18 protein-coding genes are annotated in these 19,412 nt (G+C 37.4%); 14 read left to right on the forward strand and 4 right to left on the reverse strand.

Annotated features, from left to right (window positions below; genetic code table 11):
- Nucleotides 1-45: 45 nt before the first annotated feature.
- Together ALPR1_RS11015 and ALPR1_RS11020 are read right to left on the reverse strand one after the other, a co-directional pair.
- Complete coding sequence (locus tag ALPR1_RS11015) at nucleotides 46-1,914, reverse strand: gamma-glutamyltransferase family protein (protein ID WP_008200711.1); 1,869 nt, start codon at nucleotides 1,912-1,914, stop codon at nucleotides 46-48.
- Nucleotides 1,915-1,931: 17 nt separating this feature from the next.
- Nucleotides 1,932-2,999 (reverse strand): carboxypeptidase-like regulatory domain-containing protein, encoded by a 1,068-nt coding sequence (locus ALPR1_RS11020; RefSeq protein WP_008200712.1) that lies wholly within the window; start codon nucleotides 2,997-2,999, stop codon nucleotides 1,932-1,934.
- Nucleotides 3,000-3,199: 200 nt separating this feature from the next.
- Between ALPR1_RS11020 and ALPR1_RS11025 the strand changes: the two genes are divergently transcribed.
- The 3 genes from ALPR1_RS11025 to ALPR1_RS11035 all read left to right on the forward strand — a co-directional run bounded on the left by ALPR1_RS11025 (nucleotide 3,200) and on the right by ALPR1_RS11035 (nucleotide 5,970).
- Nucleotides 3,200-4,456, forward strand: coding sequence for a DEAD/DEAH box helicase (locus tag ALPR1_RS11025; protein WP_008200713.1), 1,257 nt, complete (start codon nucleotides 3,200-3,202; stop codon nucleotides 4,454-4,456).
- 227 nt (nucleotides 4,457-4,683) lie between these two features.
- A complete protein-coding gene (locus ALPR1_RS11030) occupies nucleotides 4,684-5,508 on the forward strand; it encodes an N-acetylmuramidase domain-containing protein (RefSeq protein ID WP_008200714.1) in 825 nt (274 codons plus the stop codon).
- A 15-nt stretch (nucleotides 5,509-5,523) separates the two neighbouring features.
- Nucleotides 5,524-5,970, forward strand: coding sequence for a DUF1572 family protein (locus ALPR1_RS11035; protein ID WP_008200716.1), 447 nt, complete (start codon nucleotides 5,524-5,526; stop codon nucleotides 5,968-5,970).
- Nucleotides 5,971-6,138: 168 nt separating this feature from the next.
- On the opposite strand, the gene serA is transcribed toward ALPR1_RS11035, so the two are convergent.
- Complete coding sequence (gene serA / locus ALPR1_RS11040; protein WP_008200718.1) at nucleotides 6,139-8,031, reverse strand: phosphoglycerate dehydrogenase; 1,893 nt, start codon at nucleotides 8,029-8,031, stop codon at nucleotides 6,139-6,141.
- A 220-nt stretch (nucleotides 8,032-8,251) separates the two neighbouring features.
- Between serA and ALPR1_RS11045 the strand changes: the two genes are divergently transcribed.
- The 9 genes from ALPR1_RS11045 to ALPR1_RS11085 all read left to right on the forward strand — a co-directional run bounded on the left by ALPR1_RS11045 (nucleotide 8,252) and on the right by ALPR1_RS11085 (nucleotide 15,943).
- Nucleotides 8,252-8,788, forward strand: coding sequence for a DUF4920 domain-containing protein (locus ALPR1_RS11045; protein ID WP_008200721.1), 537 nt, complete (start codon nucleotides 8,252-8,254; stop codon nucleotides 8,786-8,788).
- A gap of 3 nt (nucleotides 8,789-8,791) precedes the next feature.
- Nucleotides 8,792-8,995 (forward strand): hypothetical protein, encoded by a 204-nt coding sequence (locus tag ALPR1_RS11050; RefSeq protein WP_008200723.1) that lies wholly within the window; start codon nucleotides 8,792-8,794, stop codon nucleotides 8,993-8,995.
- 77 nt (nucleotides 8,996-9,072) lie between these two features.
- A complete protein-coding gene (locus ALPR1_RS11055; protein WP_008200725.1) occupies nucleotides 9,073-9,447 on the forward strand; it encodes a DUF983 domain-containing protein in 375 nt (124 codons plus the stop codon).
- 277 nt (nucleotides 9,448-9,724) lie between these two features.
- Complete coding sequence (locus ALPR1_RS11060; protein WP_008200728.1) at nucleotides 9,725-10,402, forward strand: TetR/AcrR family transcriptional regulator; 678 nt, start codon at nucleotides 9,725-9,727, stop codon at nucleotides 10,400-10,402.
- Nucleotides 10,395-12,101, forward strand: coding sequence for a peptidase domain-containing ABC transporter (locus ALPR1_RS11065; RefSeq protein WP_008200730.1), 1,707 nt, complete (start codon nucleotides 10,395-10,397; stop codon nucleotides 12,099-12,101). The genes ALPR1_RS11060 and ALPR1_RS11065 overlap by 8 nt, the downstream gene beginning before the upstream one ends.
- A gap of 3 nt (nucleotides 12,102-12,104) precedes the next feature.
- Complete coding sequence (locus tag ALPR1_RS11070; protein ID WP_008200731.1) at nucleotides 12,105-13,457, forward strand: HlyD family secretion protein; 1,353 nt, start codon at nucleotides 12,105-12,107, stop codon at nucleotides 13,455-13,457.
- Nucleotides 13,457-14,848, forward strand: coding sequence for a TolC family protein (locus tag ALPR1_RS11075; protein WP_008200732.1), 1,392 nt, complete (start codon nucleotides 13,457-13,459; stop codon nucleotides 14,846-14,848). The genes ALPR1_RS11070 and ALPR1_RS11075 overlap by 1 nt, the downstream gene beginning before the upstream one ends.
- A 21-nt stretch (nucleotides 14,849-14,869) precedes the next feature.
- Nucleotides 14,870-15,157 (forward strand): DUF1330 domain-containing protein, encoded by a 288-nt coding sequence (locus ALPR1_RS11080; RefSeq protein WP_008200733.1) that lies wholly within the window; start codon nucleotides 14,870-14,872, stop codon nucleotides 15,155-15,157.
- Between the two features lie 129 nt (nucleotides 15,158-15,286).
- Nucleotides 15,287-15,943 carry a hypothetical protein gene (locus tag ALPR1_RS11085; protein WP_008200734.1) on the forward strand — a complete coding sequence of 219 codons (657 nt, stop codon included), beginning with the start codon at nucleotides 15,287-15,289 and terminating at the stop codon, nucleotides 15,941-15,943.
- Nucleotides 15,944-16,045: 102 nt separating this feature from the next.
- Here ALPR1_RS11085 and ALPR1_RS11090 read toward each other — a convergent pair whose 3' ends face one another.
- A complete protein-coding gene (locus ALPR1_RS11090) occupies nucleotides 16,046-17,680 on the reverse strand; it encodes a UxaA family hydrolase (RefSeq protein ID WP_008200735.1) in 1,635 nt (544 codons plus the stop codon).
- Between the two features lie 57 nt (nucleotides 17,681-17,737).
- Between ALPR1_RS11090 and ALPR1_RS11095 the strand changes: the two genes are divergently transcribed.
- A complete protein-coding gene (locus tag ALPR1_RS11095) occupies nucleotides 17,738-18,730 on the forward strand; it encodes a sugar kinase (RefSeq protein WP_008200736.1) in 993 nt (330 codons plus the stop codon).
- Between the two features lie 2 nt (nucleotides 18,731-18,732).
- Complete coding sequence (locus ALPR1_RS11100; protein ID WP_008200737.1) at nucleotides 18,733-19,392, forward strand: beta/alpha barrel domain-containing protein; 660 nt, start codon at nucleotides 18,733-18,735, stop codon at nucleotides 19,390-19,392.
- Nucleotides 19,393-19,412: the final 20 nt, after the last annotated feature.

Raw genomic sequence — 19,412 nt, forward strand, 5'->3', positions numbered from 1 at the left:
TTGATTGGTTAATATTTCTTGAAGGGTTATTTTGGGTTAAGTTGATTACCAAGCGATTCCATAATCATCTCCATAATCGCTGGAACCTCCCCAGAAACTACCATGTTTCCAGTCAAACCAGATCGCATTAAGCGGCCCAGAAGTTTTATTCCAAAGTTCAATTTGATAGCCTCGGTCCACAAGCTCTTTATTCACCCAAGCCGGAGTATCTTTTCTTAATACAATTGCCCCAGGACGTACCTCATGATTCCCAAAAGAACTTTGCATTTGGTAGGAATTGATGTTAGCTGCTTCTGTTGCTTCCTGAACATCCATCCCAAATTCTACCATATTTAAAAAGAGTTGTAATAAATTTTGGTCCTGAGAATCACCTCCCTGTACCGCAAATGCCAACATAGGTTTTCCGTCTTTTAATGCCAAGCTAGGAGTAAGGGTTACTCTTGGACGTTTTCCTGGTTCAGGAAGATTATATGGGTTCAAATTTTCATCTAAGACAAAACTTTGCATACGTTGAGATAACCCAACTCCTGTGTTCCCAGCAACTACAGCCGGAATCCATCCGCCACTAGGTGTGACAGAGACCACCCATCCTTCAGCATCCGCTGTTTCTACAGAAGTGGTTCCACTTTGGAAAGCTTCTATAAATGCTGGATCTAAAGATGAATTGAGTTGGTCAGCAGGTAGACTAGCTAAAGCTTCTTTATTTTGATTGAGAATATCAGAGTATGGATTGGTTCCTCCTTGAAAAGGGTAGGGGTCTCCAGGTCCAATTTTCGGGTCATTAATTTCTTTGATTAGTTTAGCTCTCTCTTTTGCATATTCCTTAGAAAGTAAACCTTCCATAGGTGAATCTACAAATGCAGGATCCCCATAATAAAAGTCCCTATCTGCAAAAGCCAAACTCATGGCCTGATATAAGGTGTGGATATAATTAGCAGAATTATAGCCCATTGACTTCAAGTCAAAGTTCTCAAGAATATTTAAAGATTGTAACAAAGCCGGACCTTGAGTCCACTCTTGAAGTTTGTATACATCTATTCCTTTGTAATTGACATGAAGTGGTTCCTCAATTTTTACTTTCCAATTTGCCAGATCACTTTCAGTAAAGAGTCCTCCTTGTTCACGAGTACCTCTTACAATCTCCTTTGCTATATCTCCTTTGTAAAACCTGTCGTAAGCGGCGTATATAGCTTCCTTTCTAGATTTTCCTTCGGCTAAGGCATTTTTCTCTGCTTCTACGAGTTTGGAAAGTGTTTCATACAAATCCTCTTGAACAAAGATTTCCCCTACTTCTGGTGCTTCTCTTTCCTCTCCTAAGTGTGGCAAAAAGATCTTTTTGGAATAAGGCCATTGCTTAATTCTCGCTTTTTGAGCTTCCATCGCATTGGCAGTTTGAGCTTCCAGAGGGTAACCTTTAGCTAGATCCATAGAAGGTTTAAGGATTTGTTCTAAGCTCATGGTTCCGTACTCTGCCAACATGGTCATGATACCACCGGGAGTTCCGGGTGTAGTCGCTGCCAATGGACCATACTGCGGAGGGTAATCCATCCCTTGAGATTTATAGAAATCTACGGTGGCACCTGTAGGAGCATATCCTAAGGCATTAATGGCAATCACTTTTTTGGTATGGGGATTATAAATAAGTGCTTGTGTTTCCCCTCCCCAGGAAAGTACATCCCACATGGTGGATGTGGCAGCAATCATGGCACATGCAGCATCTACGGCATTACCACCCTGATTGAAAATGGTAGCTCCAGCGGAAGCACCTAAAGGTTTACCGGTGATCGCTACCCAACTTTTACCATGAAGAATGGGTTTGTTATTCGGAGTTGTTCCAGCGCCAAGACCGGGTAATCCTTGACCTTGGAGATTCCATGAGAGAAGTACTAAGACAAAAATGTAAAGTTTTTTCATAAGGTATGGTGGTTGATTTAATTGGTTTCATCTAGTAACTGGCTAATAATTGGCCTAAAACCAGGGAATTGTGCGTTGTAATGGGTGAATAGCTGAAATAGTCCACTGGGATCCTTAAGATCTATGCTATTTTCATTTGTATAAGCTTCCATTTCTTCTGCCTGATCTTCAAAAATTGCAAAGATTTTCTTTCTCCTAGAAGGCAACTCAATAATATCTTTATCCTCAAGGTAATAGTAGGTATTTCTTTTTATGATTTTATCGTTTCTTTCTCCTACCATTAAGGCTTCATTGTAATTGGATTCCTTAAATACTGCTTTCGTTCTACGCATTAAAGGAAGTTCTCCATCTACTAAAACCTCAAAAAAGCCAGAAATAGGAGCTCCTTCTTCTTTAAAGTCCATTCCATTGACAAAATACCTTGGGACTTTATAGGTAGAATCAACCCATACAAAATTCTGAATTCTTAACCCTGGCATTACAGAAACCATATTATTTTCTGGCTCCATCAATTCAAACATATTGGAAACTATATTGTATCGAACCCGAAACCCTTCCAGTAGTTGCTGGTCTCTATAAAGTAACAAAGAGGCAGTGTTCCACTTGGTGTCCAAATAATTATTGCCTTCCACTTTTTTGGCTTCTGGCGGAATTCCATAAACCATATTTCCCCCAATCATATTGGGGCGATCATTGAATAAATTTGTGATGTTATTGGCTCGAATCGTTTTTTGGAGTGCAGCGCCAGTTCCTTCAGCCCCAAATTTGACGAGAAAAATATCTCCTAGATCCAAGTCACCATTAAGTCTTACAACTTGCTCATACTTATTATATCCAGGCAAGGTGAGGCTCAATGTATATTTATCTTCTAAAACCCTTTCGATTTCAAAATTTCCACCTCCTTTGGTAACTTCTCCAAAGGCTGTCCCTTTTAAGGTTACACTTACCCCATTTAAGAATTCTTTGGAACCGGAATCTAATACCCTTCCCTTTAATTGAAATGTTTGTGAATAGCTGAGTTGGCCATAAAAGACAAAAACGATTGTCAGAAGCCAGGTAAAGTATTTAACATGGTTTTTAAACATCTCTTGCCTTTTTTTTAGTTTCAATAGAAATATAACCCAATTGGCTGAATGTTTCCAATATTAAATAGGATACTGGATCAATTGCCAGATTATTCACCTGAAAAAGCCAATTTTTGGGTTTATGAGTGAATATGATCTATATTTGGTTAAACAAACTGTTTGTTTACCAGTTTTTTACCATTTGAAAATCACACCAACCATTGGATTTCTCTTCTTTTAACTTCGAAACTTCATTACAGGAAGGTCTTGATGCAATGGGTTTTGAACAACCCACGCCCATTCAGGAAAAAGCAATACCCGTAATATTAGATAATAAAGACTTAATCGCTTGTGCTCAGACCGGTACAGGAAAAACAGCCGCTTTTATCCTGCCTGTATTAAATAAGATCTCTAAATCAGGATCAGACAAATTAAATACCCTAGTACTAGCTCCTACGAGAGAGTTGGCCATTCAAATTGACCAGCAAATTCAAGGCTTTTCTTACTTCTTGGGAATCAGTTCCATCCCTATTTATGGAGGTGGAGACGGAATCGTATGGGAGCAACAGAAGAAAGCATTGGAAACTGGTGCTGAGATCGTTGTGGCTACCCCAGGAAGATTGATTGCTTTGCTCGCTGGAGGAAAAATGGACTTATCTTCTCTTGAGCACTTGATTTTAGATGAAGCCGACCGCATGATGGACATGGGCTTTTCTGATGATATTTTAAAGATTGTCAACTACCTGCCAAAAGAAAGGCAAACTATCTTGTTTTCTGCGACAATGCCTTCTAAAATCAGGCAGTTTAGCATGAAAATCTTAAAGAATCCGCAAGAGATATCTATTGCCATCGGTAAAACTGCCGCGGGAGTAACCCAGGCTATGTACTCGGTTTACGATGGTCAAAAGGAAGATTTGGTAAAAAATATTCTTTCTCAAAAAGCCTATGAGGCAGTGATTATTTTTGCTTCTACAAAAGAAAAGGTAAAAGGTTTATATAAAAAGCTAAGGAAGGACTTTGAAGTTGAGGCATTTCACTCCGATTTAGAACAGATTGAGAGGGAGAAAATAATGTCCGGGTTTAAAAATAAGTCCATCAAGATTCTTATTGGTACAGATATTATCTCCCGAGGGATTGATGTTGTAGGGATTGAATTGGTAATCAATTTTGATACGCCAAGTGACCCAGAAGATTATGTGCACCGAGTTGGGCGAACAGCCCGTGCAGATAAAGAGGGCGAGGCAATTACATTTGTCAATCCAAAAGATCAATACAAATTCGCCAGAATTGAAAAGTTGATTGGAATGGAAATCACTCAAATTCCATTACCTGATGGGTTTGATGAGGGACCAGTTTATCAAGGTGAAAAGCCTAAATCTTCTTCTGGTAAATCTAAAGGCAAATCAGGAGGGCATAAAAATAACTCAAAAGGAAACTATAAATCCTCTGGTAAAAAGAAGTTTCCTCCAAGACAATAGACTGACGCTCCAAACACAAATCCAAAGCAATCTCACCAAGAAAATAAGCCTGTGACTCCAAAAAATGACCCAGGAAAGGCTTCTAATAATGCTGAGAAAAGCAACAAAGCGGGTAAATTTGGTCCAAGAAAAAATGTTGTAGACTCATAAAGTCAATTGCATCTTAAGTTGTTATTCCAAAGTACTTCAAGTAAATTGAAGTACTTTTTATTTTTAAACAACCTTTTATGCAGTTTGTAAAATACAGATCAAGGGGAGCTGCTGTATCATTTTTACAGGAACTATTAAACAAAGTAGGCTATTCTTTAAATCCATCCGGATACTTTGACTTAACAACCGATGCTGCTGTTAAAGACTTCCAACAAAAACATGATTTGGTTGTAGATGGCAAAGTAGGGGTTAAAACCTGGACTATATTAATCTCGAAAACCAACCCAGCAGGGACCATAGGTAATAAGTTTTTGAGTGAACAGGACTTAATCGATTTTTCCATTAAATACGAACTTGAACTAGCAGCAGTAAAAGCTGTAAATGAGGTGGAAAGTAGTGGAATTGGTTTTTTAGTGAATGGGAAGCCCAAAATTCTATTTGAAGGACATGTCTTTTGGAGACAGTTGAAATCCAGAGGAATAGATCCTAACCAATTAATGCATGAGTCTAATGCAACGATACTCTACAGGAAATGGACAAAAAAGCATTATTTATCAGGAGTTTCTGAATATGAGCGATTAGACCAGGCTTGTAGGTTAGGAAATGACCCTAGAATTAAGGAGGCTGCATTAGCTTCTGCTTCATGGGGAAGCTACCAGATTATGGGTTATCATGCTACCAACCTAGGATATCCATCTGTTCCAGACTTTGTAGAAAAGATGCATGAAAATGAAAGGCAGCATCTTATGGCATTTGGGAGGTTTATTAAGACTTACGGCTGTTTGGCTGCCCTTCAGAATAAGGAATGGGCAAATTTTGCTCAATGCTATAATGGCTCAGGATTTGCAGAAAATAAATATGATTTAAAAATGAAATCGGCATATCAAAAGTATTTAGAATAAAACCCAAATTTTAGAATGTTATTACGTGAATTGATTACTCTATTTGAAAGGGATATCGATCGATTATATAATGAAATTGAATCCTACACCGATGAATCTGTCCTGTGGAAAACTGAGGGACATATTAGCAATTCGGCTGGAAACCTTTGTTTACACTTATTAGGTAACCTTCAGGCATTTGTAGGCCATGAATTAGGTGGTTTTGAATATACCCGAAATAGAGAGTTTGAGTTTGAAGGCAAGAATGTTCCAAAAACTCAGCTATTGCTAGAAATAAATAATCTGAAGCGTATAGTGATCAGCAGTTTGGAAGGTCTGGACGAATCCATGATTCCTAAGGATTATCCTAAAGAAGTTTTTGGTAAACCTATGAGCAATGAATACTTTCTGATTCATCTATATGGGCATTTTAATTACCACTTAGGTCAAATAAATTACCATAGAAGGTTACTGCATCCATAAAAAAAGAGGCTGTCTCAAAAACCTGTAATTTATCATCTCTTGCATCCATGAAAAGGATTTGGATAGAAGGATTGATTTAGTCTATCAAACCACATTTCGTCTTCCAACCTTCCTTCAGTCTGGTACTCAATCCGACAAACTGCTTTTTTAAGACAGCCTCTAACTATTTTAGTATAAGGTTCTGAACCTTATAGTACCCGGAATATTTTTCAATGCATCTATTGCATCAGGAGAATAAGCTTTGTCAATATCAGTAATTACATATCCGATTTTCTCATTGGTTTTCAAGTACTGCCCAACGATATTGATTTCATAATTAGCCAACACTTGATTAATTCTAGCTAGCACTCCAGGTTCATTTAAGTGAATATGAATTAATCGATGCGCATCATTAAGGAATGGCAACTGAATGTTAGGGAAGTTGACAGAATTGTAGGTATTACCTGTATTGATATACTCCATGATTTTTCCTGGCACAAACCGAGCGATATTTTCCTGAGCTTCCAAAGTACTGCCTCCAATATGTGGAGTTAATATAGTATTTGGTAATCCTATCAGATCAGAAACGAAGGGCTCGGAATTGTTTTTAGGTTCTTCTGGAAATACATCCACTGCACAACCAGCTAAATGACCCGATAGAATCGCTTCTTTCAATGCAGGGATTTCCACGACATGGCCACGGCTAAGGTTGACCAAAATGGCACCCTTTTTCATCTTCCCGATACGTTCTTTATTGATCAGGTTTTTGTTGTCTTTCCTACCATCTACGTGAAGTGACACGATATCACAGGTACTAAGAAGTTCATCCAATGATTCGAGCTTAGTCACGTTTCCTAATGCCAAACGCTCGATTACATCGTAATAAAAAACGTTCATCCCCATATTTTCCGCTAAAACAGATAATTGGGCGCCGATATTTCCATATCCTACAATACCGAGTTTTTTACCTCTCACCTCAAAACTTCCAGAAGCTGATTTCTCCCAACTTCCTTTGTGCATAGCCATCGTTTTATCAGGAAAGCTTCGCATAAGGAAAATGATCTCTGCAATAGCCATTTCCACAACGGAACGAGTATTACTAAAAGGCGCATTAAAAACTGCAATTCCTTTTTCCTGGCAGGTTTCCAAATCAATTTGATTCGTACCAATACAGAAAGCCCCAACGGCGATTAACCTATTGGCATTCTCCAATACCTTTTTAGTAACGTTGGTCTTTGAGCGAATTCCTAAAATGGATACTTGCTTGATTTTTTCACAAAGCTCTTCTTCATTCATGGCTGAGCTTACCACTTCTACATCATAGCCTTCTTCCTTCAGCAATTCTACCCCGATAGGGTGCACATTTTCCAAAAGCAAAACTTTAATTCTGCTCTTTGGATAAGAAAATTTCTTGTTCAACTTATTGATATATAGTATTTCATCTAAACTCGGAGCTATGTGATCCGCTTGTTTGGTAACTCTAGGTCTAGAAACATTTTCAGTAAAAGCATAAAACTTATTTGCAAGACCAGAGGCTTTGATTTCATAATCGGTATAGCCATCACCAATCACATAAATGTCTCCATCCAGATTGATTTTCTTGATGGTTTCAGCTTTCCCATTGTTGGAGGAAAGTGGATTTTCCCTATTGAAATCTACAATATTTCCATTTTCATCATAAACGAATTCATTCCCAAAGACATTCTCCTTTTTGATTCCATAATCTGCTACAATAGGTATGATGAAGTCTTTAAATCCATTGGAAATAATGTAAATATCATTCGCGTTTTCCTGAAGGAATTCTTTGTTTCTCTCGAATGACTTGGAGACTTTCTTCTTAAGTGCAGCAATTAAGTCATCAATCTGAGCTTGGCTCGCCTGAAGGATTTCTAGGCGTTGTTCTAGACTTTCTCTAAAAGTCAAAGAACCTTCCATTCCCTGGTCAGTAATGTCCTTAATAGCTTGAAGTTTAGTATCTCTTTTTGGGTCGTTTTCCAGACTGATTTCGCCTAGAATATCCAGTGCTTCTACTTGTGTAAAAGTACTGTCAAAATCAATGATAAATTTTTTGGTTTGAGGCATGAGTAGGGTCTATTTTACGAATTGCTCATAAAATTAACGGATTGTTAATGAATTGGAAGGTTTGTTGCCAAAATTGTTTTGAAAAGTTTTGTGAATCAATTTTTTCGCAATCGATTGTGTGTGCTATCTAATTCTGAAAGGCGATTTTTATTTTAAAATTTCAAGGTGAAAATATTTCTATTGAGCATTGCTAAAGCTATTTTTATGAAAAATTACAGAGATGAAAAGATCAACACTACTTTATACCCTTCTCATATCAGGAACTTGCCTATTCTCTTGTGCAAGTAAGGATGATTCAAAATATGCAGATTTAGCAAGTCATGAAATGGGAAAAGTGGTCGGTGAAGCCGAAACTGTTCCAGGGATCTATGGTGAGAAGTTAGCTGATAACATCAACTTCACCCAATTGCCAGAAATGGTGGAGAAAGTGGAAGCAAATGGTTCCTTTGAAGCCACTATTCAGGGTGAAATTAAAGAAGTATGTACTAATAAAGGTTGTTGGTTGACCATGGATTTGCCTAATGGCAAAAGCATGAGAGTGACCTTTAAAGATTACGGCTTTTTTGTTCCAACAAATAGCCAAGGATTTCCAATCATTCTTGAAGGTGTAGCCACTCTTTCTGAGACAGATGTAGAAACACTCCGTCATTATGCAGAAGATGAAGGATTATCCAAAGAAGAGGTTGAGGCTATCACCGAACCAAAAAAGGAGATCACATTTGAAGCTACGGGAGTAATCATTCCAGGAAAAGCATAAAATATGGCGATTGCATTAGATAACCTTCGTGTTGGAAGTGTTTACAAAATGGTAAACATGGGGGAAACGAGGAAATTGCAAGTGGTTGACAGATTAAGCAGGGAAGATTTCAAAGTGAAAGACCTGGATACTTTGGAGTATTATACCATTTTTGAATTGCTTCAATGGGGTAAAGGCAAGGATTATGATTTAGATGAATTGAGGTAAATCATACTTTTTGTGATCATGTGATTTTGGGCACAAAATACTTGTGCAATAGATTTTAGCTTTCCAAAAAAAGATTAATGAGTAAAATTAGTAGCGTTCAGTCCATATTAAAAGCGAAATGTCCACAATGTAGAGAGGGTCATTTATTCCCCGTTTCAGTTTTTAGTTTTAAGAAATTATCTGCGATCAACCATAATTGCTCTGTTTGTCAGGCAAATCTTAATCCTGAACCTGATTTTTATTATGGAGCCATGTATATCAGCTATGCCTTCTCGGTAGCACTTGTCATCACTGCATTAACAGCTATTAATATCCTGATTGAGGAGCCTGAGCTATGGATGTATTTAACTACGGTCCTTGTAGGAAACTTAATTTTGTTTCCGGCTATGCTACGCTATTCTAAAGTTCTCTATCTATATGCCTTAGGTAAATTAAAATATAGAGGATACTAGAAAGCATTTGTAAATGCTGTTTTCAATTTATTTCAACAATCTGAGCGTTAAAAGTATTTTTTTAGAATAAATAGGCTTAAGAGCAGTCGATTGTTTACAAATCATGTTTTTTTATGTAAATCAAACAATTAGGACAGGGTTGTGTTTCCTTAAGAATTACCTAAAAATCAATAGAATAGTATCTTCAGGTTAATTTTGTGAATATTACTAACAAAAGTAGAAGCTTTACTAAACAAAGTAAAAATTCTCTCGTAGAGTAAATACTCTAGCAAAAAAAATGGAATACATTCTAAAACATTTGAAAGTTGAGGTGAGCGACCAGCTCTACATCAAGGAACCCTTTAGTTCTGAATTGGGAACTGCGATTGTCAAGGAAGGTTCTAAACTTTTACTTGAATTGGGGATGGAACATTTTACTTTCAAGAAACTTTCTGAAAAAATAGGAGGGACGGAGCCTGCCATTTACAGATACTTTGAAAACAAACATAAGTTTCTGTTATATCTCACGGCATGGTATTGGGCTTGGATGGAGCATAATTTGGTCTTGGCTACGGCAAACTTAGAAGATCCTTATGAGCGATTAGGAATTGCCATCAGACTATTGGTTAATGGCCCCTTGAAACTTCAGAATGATTATTTAAACCCAAATGAATTAAGACAAATAGTTATTAATGAATCATTAAAAGGTTATTTAACCAAAAGTGTGGATTTGGAACATGAAAGTGGGGTCTTTTCTCAATTATATCACTTTAGTGATCGTATCTCTGCGATTATTACGGAAATAAGCCCTACCTATAAACATCCAAAAACATTGGTTTCTACAGTAATGGAAGCAAGCCTTTTACAGGCATTTCATATATTACACTTACCTAATATGACCGAGTTTAGCCTAGAGAGTAATGGGAAATTCCAATTCTTTTACCAAATGGTCACCAAAACGATAGTAAATGATTAGTAAAGGTATTTTTACACCCCTGAATAGGTTTTTTAACCTTCTGAAGGAAGAGAAAAATCAAGTATATGGTATTTATTTTTATGCCATATTAAATGGTCTTGTAGCCTTAACATTACCATTGGGAATTCAAGCTATACTGAATTTCATTCTAGGGGGAAGAGTTACCACCTCCTGGATTCTTTTGGTGATTGTAGTAGCCTTAGGTGTAGCCTTTGGAGGATTTCTTCAGATTTCTCAATTACAGATTACGGAGAAATTACAACAACGTATTTTCTCAAAATCAGGCTTGTCACTTGCCTATCGCTTACCAAGGGTTAAAACAGAGAATTTACATGGTGAGTATGGTCCAGAGATCGTCAATAGATTTTTTGATACGATCAACTTGCAAAAGGGGATTTCAAAACTTCTAGTGGATTTTACCACTGCTTTACTACAAATGATTTTTGGTCTACTTCTATTATCATTTTACCATCCTACCTTTATTCTATTCGGTATTATCTTATTTGGTCTTTTAGCGATCATCTTTTATTACACCAGCCCAAAGGGAATGGAAACAGCACTAAAAGAATCTACTTATAAGTACCAAACTGCCTATTGGCTTCAGGAAATTGGTAGGACGCTGAACACATTCAAATTGGTAGGAAATACCAGGTTACCTATCCTTAGAGCAGATAAGTTAATCCAGCGATATGTAGATTTTAGAACGAAGCACTTTTCTGTTCTTATTTTTCAGTATAAGATCATGATTGTTTTTAAAGTACTGATTGTAACAAGTTTGCTTGTTGCCGGTAGCTTTTTGTTAATCAATGAACAGATCAGTATTGGCCAGTTTGTGGCAGCGGAAGTGGTAATCATTTTGGTAGTAAATTCAGTGGAGAAGCTGATCTTATCATTAGAAACTGTTTATGATACACTTGTTGCAGTGGAAAAATTGGGGGTGGTGATGGACTTGGATTTAGAGCGTAGTGAAGGGACAGACAAAGTAGTGGTTTCCAAACCGGAAGGATTGAAGTTTGGGATGCAAAATGTGGTTTTTCATCCTCAGGATTCCAACAGTCCTATCATTCGTGATATTTCATTAGAAATTCCAGCAGGCAAAAAAGTGGCCGTTACAGGGAGAAGTGGTAGTGGGAAAAGTGCCTTATTAGCACTACTATCTGGTCTTTATGAAGATTATAAGGGTACTATTGAAGTCAATGACCTTTCTATAGATATGATCCAATTAGAAAAATATAGATCCATGCTAGGTGACTGCTTAGAAGTTGGTGAGATTTTTCAAGGGACAATAAAGGAAAATATTCTGGTAGGGAGAGATGTAGAACCAAGCCATTTTGATTTCATTTTGGATTTGGTTGGGTTGAGAGATTATATCTACCAACTACCACAAGATCTTGACTCTGAACTCCAACCCGAAGGTAAGGGATTGCCAAAATATTTGGCCCAAAGTATTTTAGTAGCCAGAAGTCTGGTGGGAGGCCCTAAAGCAATCATGATGGAAAATGCACTTCGCTATGTTCATCCAGAAAATAAAGAAAGGCTGGTCAATTACTTAATGAATGGTAATTGGACTTTGTTAATGATTACAGAGGATCCAGCAATTCTGGAAAAAGCCGAAGAGGTATTAGTGATGGATAAAGGAAAGGTTTTGTTCCAGGGACCTTATAAATCCTATTTAGAATTTAGAAATAAGAATAATTAAGCCATGCTGAATATTTCCAGCAATAAAATCAAAGACAAAATTCCTTTTAGTGGAGCAAAAAGTCTCATGATGACTTTGCCAGAAAAGGAAAGCCAGAAGAGAATCAAACTGCTGGCTTGGTTGATTGCGATCGTATTTATTTCCTTGTTTCTACCTTGGACACAGAGTATTCGTTCCAAAGGGTATGTGACGGCAGTGAAACCTGAACAGAGAGCACAAACTATTCACTCTATCATTGCAGGTAGAATAGAAAAATGGTATGTCTCAGAGGGCGCATTTGTGAGTAGAGGAGATACTATTTTGAGAATATCTGAGATTAAGGATGAGTATTTTGATTCCATGCTTTTACCCAGAACACAAATGCAGGTTGATGCAAAATCACTTTCCGTGGAAGCATATAAAGAGAAAGTAGGAGCACTTCAAGCGCAATTACAAGCATTGAGAGAAAACAATGTTCTTAAGATTCAGCAAGCTGAGAATAAACTTAAAATGGCTGAATTGAAGGTTCAATCCGATAGCATTAAGTTTCAACAAGCAAAGGTGAATTTTGATATTGGACAAAAACAGTTGGATAGAGCTGAACAATTATATGCCGAAGGTCTACGGTCTTTGACAGATTTGGAATCAAGGAGACTAAAATTTCAAGATGTTCAAGCTAAATTATTATCTGTTGAAAACGACTATTTGATTAGTCAAAACGAGATGATTACAGCTAGAATTGATTTGAATACTATTGATAATGAGTTTAGGGATAAAATAGCAAAGACTCGATCTGAAATATACACTGCTATGTCATCCCAATATGATGCAGAAGCCAGTACCACAAAGCTAGAGAACCAATATTCCAATTATGAAGCTAGAACGGGTTTTAGATACATTCTAGCACCTCAAGATGGTTACTTGGCCAAAGCAATACAAGTCGGAATTGGAGAGACAATCAAAGAAGGTGAACAAATTTTAAATATTATTCCTTCTGAAACAGATTTAGCTGTTGAAATGTATGTGCAGCCGGTAGATTTACCTTTGATAAAAACTGGAAATAAGGTCCGATTTATCTTCGATGGATGGCCAGCAATTGTTTTTTCTGGATGGCCTAAAATTTCCAATGGTACTTTTGGCGGAGTAGTTATTGCAATTGACCAATACGCTGGCACCAATAATCAATACAGAGTTTTAGTAGCTCAAGATCCTGAAGAGGAACCTTGGCCTGAAATGCTAAGAATGGGTTCTGGGGCTGATGGTATTGCCTTGCTGAATGATGTTCCAGTTTGGTATGAGTTATGGCGTCAGTTAAATGGTTTCCCTGCTGACTATTATACCCGAGATGAAAAAGAAGCTGCCGCAAATAAGAAATAATGAGATCAATTTTAATCACTTTACTTCTTTGTGGATTTTTCTTTAATTCCAAAGCTCAGGAAATTGACACCTTGGCTTATGATTCCTTCATGGAATGGGTGCTAGAGTATCATCCAATGGCTACCCAGGCAGAATTGAATACTGTCATGGGAGATATGGAAGTGAGAACGGCGAGAGGAGGGTTTGATCCCATGATATATGGAAACCTGGATAAAAAATCCTACAATGAAACTCTTTACTACGATAAGAGAGAGGCTGGAATCAGTATTCCAACATGGGCAGGAATTGAATTGAATGGATCTTATGAACAGAATACTGGGAAATATTTAAACCCGGAAAGCAATGTCCCTAATGATGGGTTGTTCACTGCTGGTGCCTCCGTAAATTTAGGCCAAGGCCTTATTTTAGATCAAAGAAGAGCCGCTTTAAGACAAGCGCAACTGTACCAACAATCAACAGAGTCTCAAAGAAGGCAGATGCTGAATTCACTTTACCTTCAGGCAACTGATATGTATTGGAGATGGGCGCTAGCCTATTCAAATCAAGAAGTATTAAAGGAGGGGGTAGAATTAGCTGAAATTCGTTATAGAGCTGTCAAATCCAGTTTTAAGTTTGGTGATGTGGCAGCAATCGATACGGTAGAGGCTTTTTCTCAATTACTCAACAGACAATATAAACTTCAGGCAGCCCAGAATACACTTTTCGCCACTACGCAGGAGCTAAACACATATTTATGGGATGAGGAAGGAAATCCAATCAATCTAAATGAGGAGATTTATCCTGAAAGGCTAGAGGCTGATTTCACGACTATTGTAAATAAAGAAGAGTTAAGAACCATGGTGGCCTCACATCCGGAACTCCAAATTGCAGATTTCGAGTTGGCAAGTTTGGATGTGGAGAGAAAGTTAAAAGCTCAACAGATTATTCCCGTGGTAAAATTGAAGTACAATTTCCTGACAGAAAGTTTAAATGACTTCGACAATGCAGGATTTTTTGAGAATAATTATAAATGGGGGATCTCTGTTTATACTCCCTTGTTTTTAAGGAAATCTCGAGGATCATTAGGATTGGCAAAAGCAAAAATTGATTTCAAACAAAATTCTAGAGACATTAAAGAAATTCAATTGAGGACGAAACTCGAGAGTGAATTAAATAATCTGGAAAACCTAAACTCTCAAATTCTAACTTTTGAGCAGAATGTCTTTAGTTTGGAAGCTTTACTTCAAGGAGAGGTGAGAAGGTTTGAAATAGGAGAGAGTAGTCTATTTTTAGTCAATGCAAGAGAAGTATCAGTATTTGACTCTAAATTGACTTTGAATGAATTGATCTCAAAAAGAAAGATCGCCAATGCCAAAACCAGGTATGCTGCAGGTTTGGGTTTCAATAATTAAAACACTAAAAATCAATTTATTATGCCGGCTTATGTTTTAGTAGAAGTGGATATACATGACCAGGATATTTACGAGGAGTATAAGAAGCATACACCTGAATCAATAGCAGAATATGGTGGGAAATTCATAATTCGAGGTAACCCAATTCAAGTTTTGGAAGGAGAGTGGAATCATGATAGGCTAGTGATGCTTGAATTCAAAGATCGGGAGACTGCAGAAAAATGGTACTATTCTGAGAAATACACCAAAGCAAGAGAAATCCGTTCCAAAGGATCGAAAGCAAACTTTTTTATTGTTGATTTGAAATAATTGGCATTTAATTTGGTATAAAAAGCGTATTATTGCCCATAAGGTTTTGAAATCACCCAAATCACACCCTTTTCAAAACTGGTTGGAAAAAATAATTATGTTTTACCCACAACCAACCTTAATAAAAATATGAAAAATTTTATGTTTAAAAGACTTAGTTTTCTAGGTCTTACAGGACTTCTATTTGCCTCTTCTTGTATGAGTGATCTTCAGGAACCAAATCAAATTGAGGCTTCTAAATCACAAAATGAAGTCGCTTTTGCAGAAGCTAATGTTTCTGATGTCAATGCAAGGAAAGCAGTAGAAAGAAATTATTTTGAACGCTTTACCAACCAAATCAGTCTTATACCTGTAGAAGGTTTTATTCCAGATTATGGTGCTCCAGCTTATTATCCAGGTGCCGGCTTAGGAAACTCTTCTCATATGGGGAAAGCTTATTCTTTCTTGAACCAATTTGCAACAGTAGGAGCAGAAGGTTTAGAAACGAAAGGTAGACCTGTTACCCAATTCTATGGAGAGGAACTTGCAGCTTTAGGCTTAACAAATATTCCTGATGAAGTAAGCTCAATTACAACAGATGGAAAAGGAAACTCTGTTTGGTTCAAAAATATTAATAACCAGGTAAGTCCTGTAGGTCCCGATAGAATGGAATTTGTAGCAGAAGTTGAAATAATTAATGGTACAGGTAAATTTGAAGGAGCAACCGGAACTGCAACCGTGAAAGGTCATTTTAACCCTTTGAATGGGAAAGGAATGAGTACTATTTCGGGACGTATAATCTACTAAACTTGTTATTCAACTTTCATTAGTTTGAAATTTATTTAAATCAAAAGAGCGCTTTCCATAAGGTAAGCGCTCTTTTTTTGAGGTTATAGCTTAGCTTTTTCTTTATAAAGATACTCCTCGTTTCCAAGGGATAAAGTCATAGTTCTTTTTCTGCTCTGCTTTGGTTTTTACTCTACCTGAAGCCACATCAACAATTAATTCCAATAGCTTATCTCCAGCAGATTCTATTGTTTCTTCTCCAGAAATAATTCCACCTGTATTAAAATCAATGATATCTGGCATTCTTGCTGCTAGTTTGTCATTTGTAGAAACTTTGATTACAGGACAAACAGGATTTCCAGTTGGAGTACCTAAACCTGTTGAAAACAAAATAACATTGGCTCCACTACCTGCCAATCCTGTGGTGCTTTCCACATCATTCCCAGGTGTGCATAATAAGTTCAAGCCTTTTTCTTTGATATACTCAGTATAATCAAGAACATCAGAAACAGGAGCAGTTCCTCCTTTTTTCGCGGCTCCGCAAGACTTGATGGCATCAGTCAATAAGCCATCTTTGATATTGCCAGGACTTGGATTCATATCAAAACCACTTCCCACATTTTCTGCTGCTCTGGCATATTCATCCATTAATCGAATGAATTTATCTGAAATCTCTGGGGTTTTGCATCGGTCAATAAGTGTTTGCTCTGCACCACATAATTCAGGAAACTCAGATAATATGGCTGCACCCCCTAAAGAGATCACCATATCCGAAACCTGTCCTAATGTTGGATTGGCTGAAATTCCAGAAAAACCATCAGATCCACCACATTCAAGGCCAATAACCAATTTAGATAGGGGAGCAGGTGTTCTAGGGATTTTATTTGCTTCTACTAAACCTGCAAAAGTTTCCTTCACTGCTTTTTCTAATAATACCTTCGTGGTTCCTTCTTCTTGTTGGTCACAGACAATAACAGGCTTAGAAGCACCTTTTTGAATTTTACTTAAGCTCTCTTTCAAAATGGAAACCTGGGCATTTTGACAGCCCAAACTTAAAATAGTAGCACCTGCCACATTCGGATGGTTGATATAACCTGCTAATAAAGCGCAAAGTGTATCAGAGTCTCTACGGGTGCCGCCGCAGCCTCCTTCATGGGTTAAGAAGCGAACCCCATCAATATTTTCAAATACTTTTGAGTTGGTATCTTGTAATGGAGCCGAAACCGATTCCGTAAATTTTTCCTGTTGATAGGCAGCAACTAAGTTTCTAACCTGGTTTTCGTAAGGATTATCTACTGCAAACCCCAAAGCCTTTTCAAAGGCATCCTGCAATAATTTAACATTGGTGTTTTCACAAAATACCATTGGCATAACAAGCCAGTAATTTGCTGTACCTACCTGACCATCAGCTCTTTCATAACCCATGAAAGTTTTATCACTCCATCTTTTTACATCAAGAGAAGACCATTCGTAAGTAGCTCCAGATTCCTTAAAGTCTCTGATTTTATGCTTAATATTTGCAAGGGTAACAGCCTCTCCGGCTTTGATTTCCTGAGTAGTTTCACCGACAATTGTCCCATACATCAAAATATCTTCACCTACGGATAAATCCTCTAATGCAAACTTATGTTTAGAAGATACTTCACTGATAATTTGACCTTTAGCCCCATTTAAAGCATAGCTATCACCAGGTTTAAGATCAGTTAATGCCACCCCTACATTATCAGCAGGGTCTAAACAAAGTGCTTTGTTTATCATATGTTAAATTGCTTATCTTAGTTTTCAGCTTTGAAATTATAGAAAATAAATTCTTCCATGAAAAAAATTGTTTCTTTAGGCGAAGTAATGCTTCGTCTATCACCGCCATCCAATGAGCGATTTTTTCAAACTCACCAGCTTCAAATGGAATTTGGAGGATCTGAGGCAAATGTAGGAACTGCTTTGGCATTTTGGGAACATCATGTGATTCATTTAACAACTTTTCCAAATCATGAAATTGGAAAAGCTGCCGCAGCTTGTTTAAGAAAAAATGGAATTGACACCCAGTTTATTCAATTCGAAGAAGGTAGAATAGGGGTGTATTTCCTTGAGCAGGGAGCCATCCAAAGAAGTTCTAAAATATTATATGATAGAGCTGATTCAGTATTTACTAAAGTCGATTACAAAAATTTTAATTGGGAAGAGATTTTAGAGGGTACGGATGCTGTTCATTGGTCTGGTATTACTCCAGCTTTATCGCAAGAATGTGCTGACTTTACTCTGCATGTTCTCAAGGAAGCAAATAAGAGAAATATCACTGTTTTTGGTGATTTGAATTATCGAAGCAATCTCTGGAATTATGGCAAAAAGCCACATGAAATCATGCCTAATCTCATGGCCTTGACTCATGTAATGATTGCAAGTGATAGAGACTTTAATAATTGTTTAAATACAGAATTTGATGATTTTGAGTCAGCTAAGGCTGGAGCTTTTAATAAGTTTGAAAACCTTAAATACATCACCAAAACCAACCGCACCTCTATTAGCTCCTCTCATAATAGGATCTCTGCAAGCCTAAGTAGCAGAGAAAATATTTATCATTCGCGAGAGTATGATCTTACTCCAATTGTGGATAGAGTTGGCACGGGCGATGCCTTTGCCGGAGGTTTAATTCATGGTTTATTAACTAATGAACCTCAGTTTGCCATAGAATTTGGGATGGCAGCAGGAGCATTAAAACATAGTGTGCCAGGTGATGTTTTGCTTTGTTCAGAAGAAGAAATACTAGAAATTGTAGCCGGAGAATCCATCGGAAAAATCAAAAGATAAAAATGAGAAACCCAACACCCTTTATTAAAAGAATGTATAGTGCCGGTGTGATGCCGATTTTTTTCAACCCAGATGAAGCCAAATGCCTTAAAATGCTTGAGATTGCCTATGAAGGTGGTATTAGAGTCATAGAAATGGTAGATAGAGGCGCTGAGGCTAAATCCATTTTCCCGGCCTTAAGAAAAGCGGCAGATCAAATGCCAGGTTTATACCTTGGAGTAGGGACCATATATACGCCAGCACAGGCTGAGGTATTTTTAGATATGGGTGCTGAATTTATAGTCGCACCTGTTATGAATCCCAAATTGGGAGAATATTGTAAGAAGCTAGATATTCCTTGGATTCCAGGTTGTGGTTCAGTTTCGGAAGTATATTTCGCTCAGGAACATGGAGCAGAATTGGTTAAGATTTATCCTGCCAATATTTTGGGAACTGACTTTGTCAAAGCAGTTCATGCGGTATTGCCTACGGTGGAATTAATTCCTACTGGTGGTGTCGAGCCTAAGATTGAAAATTTGAAGTCCTGGTTTGATTCTGGAGTGTGTTGTGTCGGAATGGGCTCTCAATTATTCCGGAAGGATTTAGTCGAAGCTGGAGAATTTGGGAAATTGAAAGAGACGATCAAACATACCATGGATTTGGTCGAATCGTTAAAAGCATAAAAAAAGCGGGTTAGAAATTC

It is taken from the genome of Algoriphagus machipongonensis (assembly GCF_000166275.1).
GTDB lineage: Bacteria > Bacteroidota > Bacteroidia > Cytophagales > Cyclobacteriaceae > Algoriphagus > Algoriphagus machipongonensis.